Here is a 13,605-nt window from a genome sequence, read left to right as displayed (position 1 = left end):
GGCTCAAAATGCCTGGGTTTTATCTGTTTAGGGGATGATCCCTGGGTGGGGGAAATTAGATGGAGAGGGTTTGGAGAAATTTATCTAAACGGGTCATGCCCTTTTCGATGGTTTCTAGATCTGTGGCATAGGAAAGGCGAATGCAGTAGTCATTGCCAAAGGCGACCCCAGGAATGGCAGCGACCTGTTGCTCATGGAGAAGGCGTTGGCAGAACTTTAGGGAATCAAGACCATAGGCTTGGATATCCACGAACAGATAAAAAGCGCCATCGGGGGTCGGGCAGCTCACCTGGGGCAGAGCGTGAACAGCTCCGAGCATGACTTCGCGTCGTTTTCTAAAGGCCGTGAGCATTGCTTGGACACAATCGAGTCCCCCTTCTAGGGCGGCGATCGCCCCATATTGGGCAAAGGTACAAACATTGGAAGTACTGTGGCTCTGGAGGGTAGTCATGCCTTTGATCAGTTCAAGGGGAGCAGCAATATAGCCCAAGCGCCAGCCTGTCATCGAAAAAGCCTTAGCAAAGCCATTGCAGGTAATTGTGAGGGGAAAAATATCAGCACTGACCGATCCAATACTGCAGTGCTCCGCGGTGCCATAGAGAATTTTTTCGTAAATTTCATCGGCTACTACCAGGACTTGCTTCTCGACTAAAACCTGGGCGATCGCCGCCACTTCCGCCGGACTATAGACCATCCCTGTCGGATTAGAGGGGGAATTAAAGACAAAAAGTTTGGTTTTTTCGGTGATGGCATTACGTAGCTGTTCGGGGGTAATCTTGTAATGATTTGCCGCTGTTGCGTCAATAAAGACAGGCGTTCCGCCAGCAAGGGTTACCATTTCTGGGTAGCTCAACCAGTAGGGAGCAGGGATAATCACCTCATCTCCAGGCTCAATCAGGGTCATCATCAGGCCATAGAGGGCATGTTTACCACCATTGGTGACAATCACATTCTCGGCACTGTAGGGGAGATTATTTTCTGTTTGTAATTTTTTGGCGATCGCCTGGCGGAGGAGTGGTTCTCCCGCAGCAGGGCCATATTTCGTTTTGCCCGCATCGAGGGCCTGTTTAACCGCTGCCTTGATGTGGTCAGGGGTGTCAAAATCTGGTTCCCCAGCGCTAAAACTGCAGACATCAATCCCGTCCGCCTTCATTGCTTTTGCTTTTGCGGAGATCGTCAGGGTAATCGAAGGCTTGACTTGACTGACTCTGGCTGCCAATTTCATGGTGATTTGCGTTTAGATAGGGGGTAATAAGCGCGGAATAATAGTACAGGAAAATTTCCAATTTTTAGGCTAAAGCGACTTCCCACTGTACCAACGTTATTTTTACATAACGCAACCTTAAACCTATGATCGATTTTACAGATTGATCAGATTTTGTTTGTTTCCCTTTCAATACCCTTGGGGAATTGATTTCCACCCTCTTTTGTCACAGCAGTTATGTCCTTTTTGCGTTCTGATTTGGCCCAACTCCAAGCCTATGTCTCCCACCCCGGCGGCCCGACAAAAACTCCGGTCGATATTCTCGACACTAACGAAAGTCCCTATGATTTACCCGTCGATCTCAAGAAAACCTTAGCCGAGCATTACCAAAACCAGATCGCCACTAACCGTTATCCTGACGGGGGCCATGGGCCATTGAAGGAGCGCATTGCTGCCTATGTGAATCGTTCTGGCGGTTTGCAAGGAGAAATCCAGGCGGCCCAAATCTCCGTGGGCAACGGCTCTGATGAATTGATTCGTTCTCTTTTGATTGCCACCTGCTTGGGGGGCGAAGGATCGATTTTAGTGGCGGATCCCACATTTTCGATGTATCGCATCTTGGCGCAAACCTTGGGGGTTGCTGCCGTGGCGATCACCCGAAAACCAGACGATTTTAGCTGGGATCTGGCAGCGGCCCAAGCGATGATTGACAAACCCGAGGGGCCACCAGTGCGGGTCGTGTTTGTTGTGCACCCCAACTCCCCCACGGGCCAGTGTCTAACCCCACAAGAAATTGCTTGGCTCCAATCTTTACCCGCCGATATTCTCGTGGTGGTGGATGAGGCCTATTTCGAATTTAGCCAAAAAACCTTAGTGGCAGAGGTACTGCAGCGACCCAACTGGGTAATTCTGCGGACGTTTTCGAAGGCGTTCCGCCTAGCCGCCCTGCGGGTGGGTTACGCGATCGGCAGTTCAGCAGTAATCGAAGCCCTCGAAAAAGTACGCCTACCATACAATTTGCCGGGTTTCTCCCAGGCAGCCGCACAACTGGCCCTCGACCATGGCGATCACCTCCTCGCAACCCTATCCGAAACCCGGCAAGAACGAGATTCCCTATACCAAGCCCTGGGACAGCTCCCTAATTTCCGGGTGTGGCCCAGTGAGGCAAATTTCCTCTATGGTCGCCTGGAACCCTGGGGAGCACCTCAAGATCATCACCTCGGGGCAATCGTAGAATCTCTCAAAGAGCAAGGCACTTTGATCCGCCACACTGGGGGAGGACTACGCATCAGTGTCGGGACGCCCGCTGAGAATCAGCGCTTGTTAGATCGACTGGCAGATTATCTGCGGTCTTTACCTGAGCATCCCTAGAATTGGCGACGCATGAATACCAAGGCCCGCAGTAACTGTTGGAGAAGCTTAATCTGAGCAATGACCTGCTGGCCCTGTTGCTTTTTCGTCCGAATATGCTGGGTAGTGGCCGGAATCAGCTCAGTTTGCTGGCGGAGGCTCTCCACAACGGTTTGGATCTTACGCTCGTTCACGATAAACCGCTGCCGACTCAGGCGGAGTGCCTGATGCCAGCGACGAATTTTGTGCCAGAGAATGCAGTTCACCAAAACGAGGCCAAGATTACTGGCGATCGCCACCAACCAAAAAAAAGTCACACTCATGCAACAGACTCCATCCACCGGATACAAGCTTGCAAATCCTGGTGTAGCTTGTTAGGCTCCGCTTGGTAGCGACGGCCATGGCCCGGCAAAATCCAGGTGATTGGGTAGGCAAGGAGGTTTTTCATGGAGGCGATTTGCGCTGTCCAAGAATACCAGCAATGATTGCGGAAACCTGTCAAATGGCCGAGTCTGGCAGAAAAAGCTAAATGATCCCCCGTGAATAGGTATTGATTGTCATACAGCAGCACAACGTGACCTTCGGTATGGCCTGGCACTGGGATCAACAAACAATTTGAGAGGAAAGACTGCGGCTCTGTACCCTCCAGAATGATTTCTACACTTTGGGTTCCCGGCCGGAGATCGGCCCGGTGCAAAAGGCGATCGCAACCAAAATGGTCATGGAATTTCTGGTGATCAGCCACATCGTCCCGGTGGGTCAAAAACAAATATTTCACCCCCCCTAAAGCTTCTAATTGCTTGACCAGGGCCGGTTGAAAACGGGGAGAATCTACGAGAATATTCCCCTCTGGATGCCGGATGAAATAACTGGTCGCCCCAAAGGATTTGCGCGAATGATAACCGCAGTAGTAAATATTCTCGACAATGGGGAGGGGAAATTCTTCTTGAATAGCCTTCAAGTCTCTAGGAGCAGTCTCAACACCAATCGAAGCCGTTGGACAAGCCAGCAGAGCTTGGAGAGCAGTGCGTCGCTGGGCAGGAGTTTCGGGCTGATGATAGACGGCGGATTGCTGATCTTGGCGGTTGAAAATATCTGGACTGAGCCAACGGCAAGTATCACAGTCAATACAACTGCAATCTACATAAAAGTCACCGGGTACATTGTGCGATCGCCGCTGATGTTGGCTGGCCATAGGTGGTTTTCCCTGAAACTTTCTGAGGAAATCTTAACATTGGATAAGTTAGGCGTACCGCATCGTTTATCAATTGATACCATTGATGACCCTTTATCTCCTGGCAAAAAATCATCTCTTTCAGTTTGAGTATTCGTCAAAAATCAAAACAAAATAGCCTCAAAGATTTTATTTTGTTTCTGATTTAATCTTGGGTTTGGGGTAAATCGCGTGAATGTTTATTTAGGTCCTAAAACAACCAAAATACTTTAGGCAACAAGAATTTTATGTTCGGTTAAAGTTCGGTAAACCGCAAAAAAAAGATCAATTCACAATCTAAAAGGCAATCTATAACTATCGATAGATGTCGATACTCACGGAGTTTTTTTAGGATAAGAATGTAATTAAGCAAAAAATATAAAGTTGCCATCTTTTGCCTCTCTCATAGACTCTCATAGAATAGAAGCTTGGGAAAGAAAATAAAGAAGCAACAAAATTAACGCTTGATTCATATCGAAACAAAGGAGGTTAAAGTCCAATTATGGCTAACCAACTCAACACTTCTATCGCGCAAAATAAAGACCAACAGAAGCGCTACAAAGAACAGGTCAAGGCGCAAATTGATAAGATTGATGCTCGCATTGACGAATTTCGGGCAAAAGTCGACCAGGTCGAAGCAGAAGGCAAGCTCCAGTATAACAACCTACTGGAAGAAATGATGACAAAGCGAGATGCTGCTCAGAGAAAATTTGAGTCACTCCAAAATGCAAGTGAATCAGCTTGGGACGATCTCCAGAAAGGTTTTGAAAGTGCTTGGCAAGAATTAGATCAGTCCTTTCAGAAAGCATTACAGAATTTCTAATGTCCTGTCCCCTTGCATAACATCAATGGACAACGACAGGAGAAAATCTATGGTCACCACCCTCAAAACTCGTCTTGAAACAACAAGCTCACAATCCCAAGGGGCATCTTTGACGATCGCCCAATCTCTCTCCCATTTACTCGCAGATACCTATCTGCTGTATCTGAAAACGCAAAATTTTCACTGGAATGTAGAAGGGCACCTTTTTTATGGCCTCCACAATCTGTTGGAGGATCAATACAAAGCTTTGGCGATCGCCGTTGATGACATTGCCGAACGGATTCGGGTCTTGGGCCTATCGGCACCAGGTTCGTTTCAACAATTTCTTGAGTTGAGTTCTCTACAGGAGGCGACTGGCCTTTCTAGTGCCGAAGAAATGATTAATCAGTTGGCGGAGGATCACCAGATTCTGAGTGAAAAACTCAAGGGGATTTTACGCCAGGCAGAACAAAGCGATGACGTTTCTACGGCAGAACTCCTCAGCGGTCGTGTCCGCAGCCACGAGAAACAAGCCTGGATGCTTAGCAGCATTCTCCGGTAAATAGGTCACACTATCAGTCTTCCAGCGTAACCAAACGTAACCAACGATTCCTCCTCTTTGGGGGAATTTTTTTGTGTCCCCCCCAGGACGTTTAAAGTTATAGTGATTAGAATTTATTGCCCATCTTCTGCCCAGTTTAAGGAATAATCAGCGTGACCAATTTGCCTGCTCAATTTGATGTGGTTGTCATCGGGAGTGGTGCAGCGGGGTTGTATGCGGCATTGTCTTTGCCCAATCACCTCCAGGTGGGGCTGATTACCAAAGCGAAGTTGCGCACCGGATCGAGCAAGTGGGCCCAGGGCGGCATTGCGGCGGCGATCGCCCCCACTGATTCCCCAGATTTACATTTTCGAGACACAATGGAGGCCGGGGCTGGCCTCTGCGAACCGGTAGCGGTGCAATTTTTAGTCAACCATGCCCCAGAGGCGATCGCTCACTTGGTAGAAATGGGCGTCGCCTTTGATCGCAAAGACGGTGACTTGGCCATGACCCTGGAGGCAGCCCATTCCCGGCCCCGGGTACTCCATTCCGCTGATACTACCGGGAAAGCAATTATTACAACCCTCATTGAGCAAGTTTTAGAAAGACCCAACATCCATGTTGTCGCCCAAGCGTTTGCCTTGCAACTATGGCGTGATGGAACAGGCCACTGTCGGGGCGTCAGCATTCTGTTTGAACATAAAATTCAATGGCTAACGGCGGGGGCCGTGATTGTCGCGACGGGAGGCGGTGGGCAGATCTTCGCCCAAACCACAAATCCGACGGTGAGCACCGGTGATGGGGTTGCCCTTGCCTGGCGTGCTGGGGCCCAGCTGCGAGATCTCGAATTTTTTCAGTTCCACCCGACGGCCCTGACAAAACCCAATGCGCCCCATTTTTTGATCAGTGAAGCAGTGCGGGGAGAGGGAGCGCATTTATTGGGATTTAATGGCGATCGCTTTGCCTTTGATTACCACCCTGCCGGGGAATTAGCCCCCCGTGATGTGGTCAGTCGTGCCATTTTTAGCTATCTGGCCGAAAACGCCGGCGATCCCGCCAATGCCCACGTTTATCTTGATTTGAGTGTTATTCCCGAGGAAAAAATTCGCCGTCGCTTCCCCAATATCATTCGCATGTGTGCCGAGTGGGGGGTCGATGTTTTCTCAGAACCGATCCCCGTTGCCCCCGCTGCCCATTATTGGATGGGGGGAGTTGCCACAAATACGGCCTGTGAAACCTCGATCCCAGGGCTCTATGCCATTGGTGAAACCGCCAGTACAGGGGTACATGGAGCGAATCGTTTAGCGAGTAATTCCCTGCTAGAATGTCTTGTTTTCGCGGCGCAACTGCGTCATTTAGCCCCAACAAACACAACGGAGCCCCTCCCGCACCCCCCGCTACTAACCCTCGACCAGCACTGGGCAAAGGAATCCGTTAAGGTGCAAACCATCCGCGCTGATCTGCCCCTCCTCCTCTGGCAAAGTGCTGGAATTTGTCGCGAACGGCAAATCCTCACGGAGGCGATCGCCCAAGTCGCCGACTGGCAAACCCAACTGAAACGGATGGCCATGGCGCAATTTCTTCACCTAGAGCCCGGGCAGGTAATGCAACTGAATCACCCTGATGCCGAGATGGAAATCCGTCTCTATGCCGAGGTTTGTAACTTAACGGATGTGGCGTTGTTAATTCTCAAAAGTGCCCTATGGCGCACCGAAAGCCGAGGGGGACATTACCGTACCGATTATCCTGAAACTCAGTCAGATTGGCAGGTACATACCCTTGTAGAAGGTGAAAATTTACGGCGATCGCCCAAGTTATTTCCTGGGTAAATGGCCCCAGTCAGCGACTTTATATCCATGGTGAATCTTAGTTGGCGACTTCGACGATTTCAATAACCCGCTCGTCCCAATCTTTTACCAGAAAATTGAGGGGCTTTTCTTGGCGAATCTTGTATTTGAGGCGACGCGCTTGGATCCGGAGCAACAGCGTCTCTAAGCATTCTTTGTCAAAGCATACATGGCGTTGGCGATTTTTCTTCCCTAAGCTCGCCCCGGTGACAATGTGGAGTTGGGTATTTTTTTTCAACTGATACCATAACCCTGCCGTACCTTGGAATGTATTGGAGCGGCCCATAGCCATCGGGCTCGCGCCCATATACATTGGGTCAAGCCCTGCGGTGCCTAGGGTCTGCTCGTAGTTGTAGTAATAGTGGAGCGGGACATCGGCGGCCGGCAGTTGCAAAATGCCTTCATAAAAACTACGGGCCACATCCAGGTCAGAAACCATGATCGTGTAAACCTTGGGGGCTGTTGTCAAAAACATCCACATGGCGACCCCATAGGCGCAGAGCAACATCACCATAATGCCCTGGGTTGAGAGGAGGCTATCAAAGGCAGGGAAAAAAGCAGCGAGGGGAAAATGAAGTAATGCAGAAAAAGCAACGGTCATGGAACAAAAGGTTGGGCGGTGAATCGCTTATGATTAAAATCGAGTGACGCCATGCAGGTATTTTTAAGGCATTATTGCAGGATATGCTTCAGATTCCGAGTTTTTCTGAAACGGATCATCCGTTAATCCAAGCTCTCCACCATTATAGCGATTCCAACCTCTTGGCTTTTTGTCAACGCTATGGGGATCAGGGCCGGTATTTTGTCGGGATTTTTTGTCGGTATGCTCCAGTTCTCTACATGTTGATTGGGAACGAGGGGCGATCGCCTGTGCAGGTAGATTATCTTTTTGCATTGATTTGGCGGCAAATTTTCCATGAGATGCGCACCCTGAATTTAGAAGCGCAGGGCTGTCAATCTTTGCAGCAGTGGCTTTTACGCGTTACGGCTGCCTACCAAGACAGCCTGGCTGTCCCCCCGGTCGAAAGCATCAATTACGATATCAAACGAACACCGCCACCCCTCTGGTACTACCTAGAGCAAGCCCTCGATCTCATCCCTCCTTTGCCCCGTTTGGTGGTGGTGCTGGCGGATAATTTTCACTGGAGCTCGATGCGTATTTCGGCCCACCTCCAGGGTTTGGGGGAAGATTTAACCACCGAGGATGTGGACTATTGGATACACCAGGGCAGGCAATTGATTTTAACTGAGTTGCCTGAAGATATTCGCACCATTTATTTTCCGGAGTCTGGTGCCGTAGGGACGTAATTGGCGATCGCCGCCTCAATTCTGGCGACTTAAGGCCGATGGATCACGTTATGATGGGTAAAATTTTCCTGTGATTTCACTAAAAGGTTTTAAGAAAGATGATTCTCCCCGGTAGCACTGTGCGCGTAATCAACCCTGACGACACTTTTTATCGGTTTCAGGGCCTTGTTCAGCGGGTCACTGACGGCCGCGTTGCCGTTCTTTTTGAGGGGGGAAACTGGGACAAGATTATTACCTTCAATCTCAACGAACTGGAAGAAACGAAGTAAGGGATTTTTGCCCCCATTATGCGCCTCCCCTTACCCCAATTTGCCGCTGGTGATCGTCACCCCGATTACATTGCAGAGGTGATCGAAACGGCGACAACAGAGTTTACCGCCCAGTGTTTAGAGCCAGAAGACCTGAGTTTTCCGGTGATGCCCCCCTTTGGCAGTTGGGTCAAATCCTATGACGAAGAATCGGGCAACATTGTCTATGGCGTCGTTACCTATGTCACCACTGCTCCTATTGATTCTGTGCATCGGGCTAGAGCCCTGGGGATGAGTCTGGAAGAATTGCGAGAACAGCAGCCCCAGATTTTTGCGATGTTAAAAACAGAGTTTCGGGCCGCGATCGTCGGTTTTGAAATACCAAATGCTCGCCGCAATAATGGACAACGGGGGGAAGTGTTTCAGTATTTACCGCCCCGGCCACCACAAATTCATCAATCGGTCTACCATTGCGGGCCGGATGAAATTATCCATTTCACGGATAAATTAGAATTTTTGCGGGTGCTCCTCCAGGTCAATTGGGTTCCCCCAGAATCACTGATGGCCGCTTCGGTGCGAGAAGTATATCGGCTGCGTAAAGGCGATCGCCAATGGCTCATTGACGTCGGCCGGATGATCAGTACCCTCCTCAAGGACGACTACGATCGCCTCCGTTATATCCTGAGCCAAATCCACTGGTAGCTACAGACTTTTCTTCAACCCACAAAAAAATCCCCTCCTGGGAGGGGACAGGGGGGAACGCTAATCCCAACCGTGGGTATCAAGATATTTCGCTACCGTTTGCACATCCTTATCGCCCCGCCCAGAACTATTGATCACAATCCGGGGGCTACCCGATAACTGAGGACAAAGGGTTTCTAAATAAGCAAAAGCATGGGATGTTTCAAGGGCCGGAATAATCCCTTCTAATTCAGATACTCTGCGGAACGCAGCCACTGCATCTTGGTCCGTAACACTAAAATATTCTGCCCGGGATGTATCTTTAAGATAGCTATGCTCCGGGCCGACCCCAGGATAATCTAGCCCCGCACTGATGGAATGGGCCTCTACGACTTGGCCTTCGGTATCCTGGAGTAAATAACTCATTGCCCCATGTAAAACGCCTGGTTTTCCCTGGGTGAGGGTCGCGGCGTGGTGGCCACTAGCGATACCAGAGCCCTCCGCTTCAACCCCGATTAAGCGGACAGAAGTATCTTGAACAAATTCATGGAATAGACCCATGGCGTTAGAGCCACCCCCCACACAGGCAATGAGAATGTCTGGCAGACCGCCCCATTTCTCCTGGCACTGTTCCCGGGTTTCGGCACCAATCACGGCATGGAAGTCTCGCACCATCATCGGGTAGGGGTGGGGGCCAGCCACGGAACCGAGAATATAGTGGGTGGTTTCTACATTAGTTACCCAATCGCGAATTGCTTCAGAAGTGGCGTCTTTTAGGGTTCCTGTCCCCGCAGCAACGGGCCGTACTGTCGCCCCCAACAATTTCATCCGAAAGACGTTCAGGGCTTGGCGTTCCATATCCTGCACCCCCATGTAGATGATGCATTCTAGCCCAAAGCGAGCACAGACTGTGGCCGTCGCAACGCCATGCTGACCGGCGCCAGTCTCCGCGATGATCCGTTTTTTGCCCATGCGTTTGGCGAGGAGGGCTTGGGCGATCGCATTATTGATTTTGTGAGCCCCGGTGTGGTTAAGGTCTTCGCGCTTGAGATAAATCTGGGGGCCAGACCCATCCGGGCGAGCATAACGAGCCGTGAGCCGTTCTGCAAAGTAGAGAGGACTCGGACGACCGACATAGTCTTTGAGTAAGCCAGCGAGTTCTACCTGGAATGCCGGGTCATTGCGGTATTGGGCATAGGCTGCCTCCAATTCCGCGAGGGCAGGCATCAAGGTTTCTGGTACATATTTGCCGCCATACTGCCCAAAACGCCCAAAGGCATCCGGTTGATTGGGGCTAAAGGTGATGTTTTGGGGGGAAATGGGAGAAATAGTCACGGTATCTGTATCAGATGAAATGGGTAAATCTGGGCAAGGTTTATTGTAACTTGATCAACCTCTCAATCTGCTGGGCCACCAGAGATGGCGGGAGAATCAGCGACCTGCACCGGGAAAGAAAAATAAAAGGCGGAGCCTTCCCCAAAGGTGGAAGTGACCCAAATTTCGCCACCATAGCGCTGGACAATTTTTTTACAGACGGCTAAACCAATTCCCGTTCCAGCATATTGACTCTGGGAATGGAGGCGTTTGAAGGCGTAGAAAATTTGTTCAAAATAGTCGGGTTCAATACCGATGCCGTTATCGCGACAACTAAAAACCCAGTGGTGGTTCTGCTGGGTGACACTAATTTTAATTTCCGGGGTCACCTCAGTGCGGGAATATTTCAGGGCATTTTCGATGAGATTTTGAAAAATTTGGCTGATTTGAAGGGGGTTTCCTTTGATGGTGGGTAGGGGATCGATCGCCACTTTTGCCTGTTGTTGATTGATGGCGGCGCTGAGGCGATTGCAGACCTGGTGGACGATGAGATTACAGTCCACTTCCACGGCTGTATTTTCCATCCGGTCAACCCGCGAGTAGGTCAAAAGATCGTCAATCAACTGGGTCATCTGGCGCACAGAGTCTTGGATCGCTTGGAGATAGCTGCCTCCTTTTTCATCGAGGCGATCGCCATAGCGCACCTGGAGCAATTGAGACCAAGAGTAAATACTAGCTAAGGGTTGCTTCAAGTCATGGGAGGCCACATAGGCAAACTGCGCCAACTCCTGGTTGGATTGTTCGAGCTTGAGTTGGATCCCCTCGCGAATCTTCATTTCCTGGCGCAGGCGATCATTGACAAGCTTGAGGGCCTGTTGGTTGCGTTTGCGTTCAATGGCGTAGAGGATTGAGCGCAAAAGTGTTTCTTGGTCGAAAGCGATATTTTTTTTAATTAAATAATCCTGGGCGCCCTGGTGTACTGCTTCGAGGGCTAGTTCTGCGTCATTGGTATTAGTCAACACCACAATCGGAATATCCGGGGCGACCCCCATTAGGAGGGGTAAAGAACTCAATCCCTGACTGTCCGGCAGGCTCAAATCAAGCAAAATAACATCAAAAGATTGCTCTTCTAGACAGGCGATCGCCTTTTCGAGACGAAAAAAATGCAAAATATGGCATTGCACCATCTCAATATCTGTCAACAGCTCACTTAAGAGTTCAGCTTCTGCCAGATTATCTTCGATTAGCAAAATCCGTAGGTCATCTAGGTCCATAATCTAGCCGTTACTGGGAGAGCATAATGCAGAGCCTGCCACCAAAACGATAGATTTTCCCTCTTCACAATCTATACCGGAAGAAAGAAGGGCTTTTTGATAAATTGAACCAATGGGGGGAGGTCATCTTGTGATTCAATCTTAAACCGATCTTTGCCCCTCTCTGGCAAGGCAGCCCAAAAAAATGTCTAAATGACCATAATTTTTCTTGATTTCTATTGGTTTAGGCGATCGTTATATTTTTTTTACATTCATCCGAAAAAGTTCAAGATATCCCGGCGATTTCAACAAGTTTTTCAAAAAACCTATTTTTTCAGGGCAGATCACTGGATAAATTTGCTCCATTGTCTGGGGCGATCGCCGTGGAACGCCAAACAAATGATTAAAATGTAAAACAGTATGCTTACCCCATTGCCAGAGTAAGTCACAGTTAAAATTGCCCTCAACCACGTATTAGAGATAAAGCATCATGGGATTCCTAGATCGTCTTGGTCGCGTTGTCAAAGCCAACCTTAATGACATGGTCAGTAAGGCCGAAGACCCCGAAAAAATATTAGAGCAGGCCGTTGCCGATATGGGGGAAAGTTTAATACAACTGCGTCAGTCGGTGGCCCGGGCGATCGCCGCCCAGAAAAAAACAGAGCAACAACTGATCAAAAACCAGACCGAAGCAACCACTTGGCAAAAAAAAGCAGAACTGGCCATCAATAACGGCCGGGAAGACCTGGCCCGGGAAGCCCTTGTGCGCAAGAAAAGTTTTGCCGATACCGCCGCTGTCCTCCAGCAGCAGGTCACCCAACAAAATGCCCAGGTCAAAACCCTCAAAGAAAATCTTTTGGCCCTAGAGAGCAAAATCCAAGAGGCCAAAACCAAAAAAGATATGCTCAAGGCCCGGGCCAACGCTGCCAAGGCAAATGTCCAGCTCCAGAGCACCATGAATAACATCGACACTAGTAGTGCGATGAGTGCCTTCGAGCGCATGGAAGACAAAATCATGGAACTCGAGGCCCAATCTGAGGCCACAAACGTCATCGGGAGTTCTAGCCTAAACCAGGAGTTTGCCCAACTTGAAGCTGCCAGCAGCATCGACGATGAATTGGCCATGCTCAAGGCTGCCTCCCAGCAAACCCCTGCCCTAGAAGCCGCCAAGATGGTGGAAGAAATGGAAGAGGTGTCTGACACCCCCGTTGAAACCCCTGAACCGACGGAGGCCGATTTTGCGGCGGTAGATGCCGAGTTAGAAGCCCTGCGCACCCAGATGAAAAATCTCTAGGGCCTTCGTCTGATGTGGGATGACCTGAACAATGACGCGACAAAAATCGTGAATTAAGCTGGGGGAGAAAAATCCTTGTGGGAGGAGTGGCTCTGCCCCAGCCGGGACGGTTTTGTGGCTGTTCGTAAATCCGTTGATCCAGCGATCGCCGAAAACTGTTAACGTAAGGAACTGTCTTTCCCTTTGTAAGTAACCAAGGAGTTCATCCCCTGTGAGTGGCAGTGTTTTGGAAATTACCGATTCCCAGTTTGAGCAGGAAGTCCTCAGCGTTAACCAAGATATTTTGGTTTATTTTTGGGCCAGCTGGTGCGGACCTTGTCGGTTAGTTTCACCTTCGATCAATTGGGCCGCCCAGGAATATGGCGATCGCCTGAAGGTTGTGAAACTAGAAGTAGACCCCAATCCAGAAGCCGTCGCCCAGTGCCAAGTAGAGGGGGTACCTGCCCTGCGCTTTTTCCGGGATCACACTGTCATTGCCAGCCATGAAGGGGCAATCACCAAACAGGCCCTCAAAGATTTTATCGAGTCCCAGCTTTAGTATCGTTTTGAT

15 protein-coding genes are annotated in these 13,605 nt (G+C 49.8%); 9 read left to right on the top strand and 6 right to left on the bottom strand.

Annotated features, from left to right (window positions below):
* Positions 1-55 precede the first annotated feature (55 nt).
* Positions 56-1,225, bottom strand: a complete 1,170-nt coding sequence (locus ACZ45B_RS04005) for a pyridoxal phosphate-dependent aminotransferase (RefSeq protein WP_024546024.1) — start codon at positions 1,223-1,225, stop codon at positions 56-58.
* 216 nt (positions 1,226-1,441) lie between these two features.
* Here ACZ45B_RS04005 and ACZ45B_RS04000 point away from each other — a divergent pair, with 216 nt between their 5' ends.
* Positions 1,442-2,575: a histidinol-phosphate transaminase gene (locus tag ACZ45B_RS04000; protein WP_024546025.1), complete on the top strand. Its 1,134-nt coding sequence runs from the start codon at positions 1,442-1,444 to the stop codon at positions 2,573-2,575.
* Here ACZ45B_RS04000 and ACZ45B_RS03995 read toward each other — a convergent pair.
* Together ACZ45B_RS03995 and ACZ45B_RS03990 are read right to left on the bottom strand one after the other, a co-directional pair.
* Entirely contained in the window at positions 2,572-2,877 is a 306-nt protein-coding gene (locus ACZ45B_RS03995; protein ID WP_024546026.1) for a hypothetical protein, read from the bottom strand. The genes ACZ45B_RS04000 and ACZ45B_RS03995 overlap by 4 nt on opposite strands.
* The gene (locus ACZ45B_RS03990; protein WP_024546027.1) at positions 2,874-3,749 is read right to left on the bottom strand and encodes an MBL fold metallo-hydrolase; all 876 of its coding nucleotides are present in this window, start codon (positions 3,747-3,749) and stop codon (positions 2,874-2,876) included. Before ACZ45B_RS03990 ends, ACZ45B_RS03995 begins: the two co-directional genes overlap by 4 nt.
* 520 nt (positions 3,750-4,269) lie before the next feature.
* Between ACZ45B_RS03990 and ACZ45B_RS03985 the strand changes: the two genes are divergently transcribed.
* The 3 genes from ACZ45B_RS03985 to nadB all read left to right on the top strand — a co-directional run bounded on the left by ACZ45B_RS03985 (position 4,270) and on the right by nadB (position 6,939).
* Complete coding sequence (locus tag ACZ45B_RS03985) at positions 4,270-4,590, top strand: sll1863 family stress response protein (protein WP_024546028.1); 321 nt, start codon at positions 4,270-4,272, stop codon at positions 4,588-4,590.
* A gap of 49 nt (positions 4,591-4,639) precedes the next feature.
* Complete coding sequence (locus ACZ45B_RS03980) at positions 4,640-5,131, top strand: Dps family protein (protein ID WP_024546029.1); 492 nt, start codon at positions 4,640-4,642, stop codon at positions 5,129-5,131.
* A gap of 146 nt (positions 5,132-5,277) precedes the next feature.
* The gene (gene nadB, locus ACZ45B_RS03975; RefSeq protein ID WP_464675024.1) at positions 5,278-6,939 is read left to right on the top strand and encodes an L-aspartate oxidase; all 1,662 of its coding nucleotides are present in this window, start codon (positions 5,278-5,280) and stop codon (positions 6,937-6,939) included.
* A gap of 37 nt (positions 6,940-6,976) precedes the next feature.
* Here the strand turns inward: nadB and ACZ45B_RS03970 are convergent, their stop codons facing one another.
* A complete protein-coding gene (locus ACZ45B_RS03970) occupies positions 6,977-7,558 on the bottom strand; it encodes a hypothetical protein (protein WP_024546031.1) in 582 nt (193 codons plus the stop codon).
* Between the two features lie 83 nt (positions 7,559-7,641).
* Between ACZ45B_RS03970 and ACZ45B_RS03965 the strand changes: the two genes are divergently transcribed.
* From ACZ45B_RS03965 to ACZ45B_RS03955, 3 genes are all read left to right on the top strand, one after another.
* Entirely contained in the window at positions 7,642-8,265 is a 624-nt protein-coding gene (locus tag ACZ45B_RS03965; RefSeq protein WP_024546032.1) for a hypothetical protein, read from the top strand.
* Positions 8,266-8,363: 98 nt separating this feature from the next.
* Positions 8,364-8,534 (top strand): NAD(P)H dehydrogenase subunit NdhS, encoded by a 171-nt coding sequence (locus ACZ45B_RS03960; protein ID WP_071990946.1) that lies wholly within the window; start codon positions 8,364-8,366, stop codon positions 8,532-8,534.
* A gap of 18 nt (positions 8,535-8,552) precedes the next feature.
* Positions 8,553-9,215 (top strand): HAS-barrel domain-containing protein, encoded by a 663-nt coding sequence (locus tag ACZ45B_RS03955; protein ID WP_024546033.1) that lies wholly within the window; start codon positions 8,553-8,555, stop codon positions 9,213-9,215.
* A 60-nt stretch (positions 9,216-9,275) separates the two neighbouring features.
* On the opposite strand, the gene trpB is transcribed toward ACZ45B_RS03955, so the two are convergent.
* Positions 9,276-10,529, bottom strand: coding sequence for a tryptophan synthase subunit beta (trpB, locus tag ACZ45B_RS03950; protein WP_024546034.1), 1,254 nt, complete (start codon positions 10,527-10,529; stop codon positions 9,276-9,278).
* A 62-nt stretch (positions 10,530-10,591) separates the two neighbouring features.
* The gene (locus ACZ45B_RS03945) at positions 10,592-11,782 is read right to left on the bottom strand and encodes a sensor histidine kinase (protein ID WP_464674999.1); all 1,191 of its coding nucleotides are present in this window, start codon (positions 11,780-11,782) and stop codon (positions 10,592-10,594) included.
* A 469-nt stretch (positions 11,783-12,251) separates the two neighbouring features.
* Here ACZ45B_RS03945 and ACZ45B_RS03940 point away from each other — a divergent pair, with 469 nt between their 5' ends.
* Both ACZ45B_RS03940 and ACZ45B_RS03935 read left to right on the top strand, forming a co-directional pair.
* Entirely contained in the window at positions 12,252-13,055 is an 804-nt protein-coding gene (locus tag ACZ45B_RS03940; protein ID WP_096416872.1) for a PspA/IM30 family protein, read from the top strand.
* A 211-nt stretch (positions 13,056-13,266) separates the two neighbouring features.
* A complete protein-coding gene (locus tag ACZ45B_RS03935; protein WP_024546036.1) occupies positions 13,267-13,593 on the top strand; it encodes a thioredoxin family protein in 327 nt (108 codons plus the stop codon).
* The last annotated feature ends 12 nt before the right edge of the window (positions 13,594-13,605 follow it).

It is taken from the genome of Picosynechococcus sp. NKBG15041c, assembly GCF_055380235.1.
Note: the sequence above shows the minus strand (reverse complement) of the source record. Positions and strands in the feature narration are given on the sequence as shown.

Excerpts from the sequence above, each read along its gene's own strand:
- ACZ45B_RS03985 (WP_024546028.1), top strand. The coding sequence starts at position 4,270 with ATGGCTAACCAACTCAACACTTCTATCGCGCAAAATAAAGACCAACAG.
- ACZ45B_RS03995 (WP_024546026.1), bottom strand. The coding sequence starts at position 2,877 with ATGAGTGTGACTTTTTTTTGGTTGGTGGCGATCGCCAGTAATCTTGGC.
- ACZ45B_RS04000 (WP_024546025.1), top strand. The coding sequence starts at position 1,442 with ATGTCCTTTTTGCGTTCTGATTTGGCCCAACTCCAAGCCTATGTCTCC.
- ACZ45B_RS03965 (WP_024546032.1), top strand. The coding sequence starts at position 7,642 with ATGCTTCAGATTCCGAGTTTTTCTGAAACGGATCATCCGTTAATCCAA.
- ACZ45B_RS03955 (WP_024546033.1), top strand. The coding sequence starts at position 8,553 with ATGCGCCTCCCCTTACCCCAATTTGCCGCTGGTGATCGTCACCCCGAT.
- ACZ45B_RS03960 (WP_071990946.1), top strand. The coding sequence starts at position 8,364 with ATGATTCTCCCCGGTAGCACTGTGCGCGTAATCAACCCTGACGACACT.
- ACZ45B_RS03945 (WP_464674999.1), bottom strand. The coding sequence starts at position 11,782 with ATGGACCTAGATGACCTACGGATTTTGCTAATCGAAGATAATCTGGCA.
- ACZ45B_RS03970 (WP_024546031.1), bottom strand. The coding sequence starts at position 7,558 with ATGACCGTTGCTTTTTCTGCATTACTTCATTTTCCCCTCGCTGCTTTT.
- ACZ45B_RS04005 (WP_024546024.1), bottom strand. The coding sequence starts at position 1,225 with ATGAAATTGGCAGCCAGAGTCAGTCAAGTCAAGCCTTCGATTACCCTG.
- ACZ45B_RS03990 (WP_024546027.1), bottom strand. The coding sequence starts at position 3,749 with ATGGCCAGCCAACATCAGCGGCGATCGCACAATGTACCCGGTGACTTT.
- ACZ45B_RS03980 (WP_024546029.1), top strand. The coding sequence starts at position 4,640 with ATGGTCACCACCCTCAAAACTCGTCTTGAAACAACAAGCTCACAATCC.
- ACZ45B_RS03940 (WP_096416872.1), top strand. The coding sequence starts at position 12,252 with ATGGGATTCCTAGATCGTCTTGGTCGCGTTGTCAAAGCCAACCTTAAT.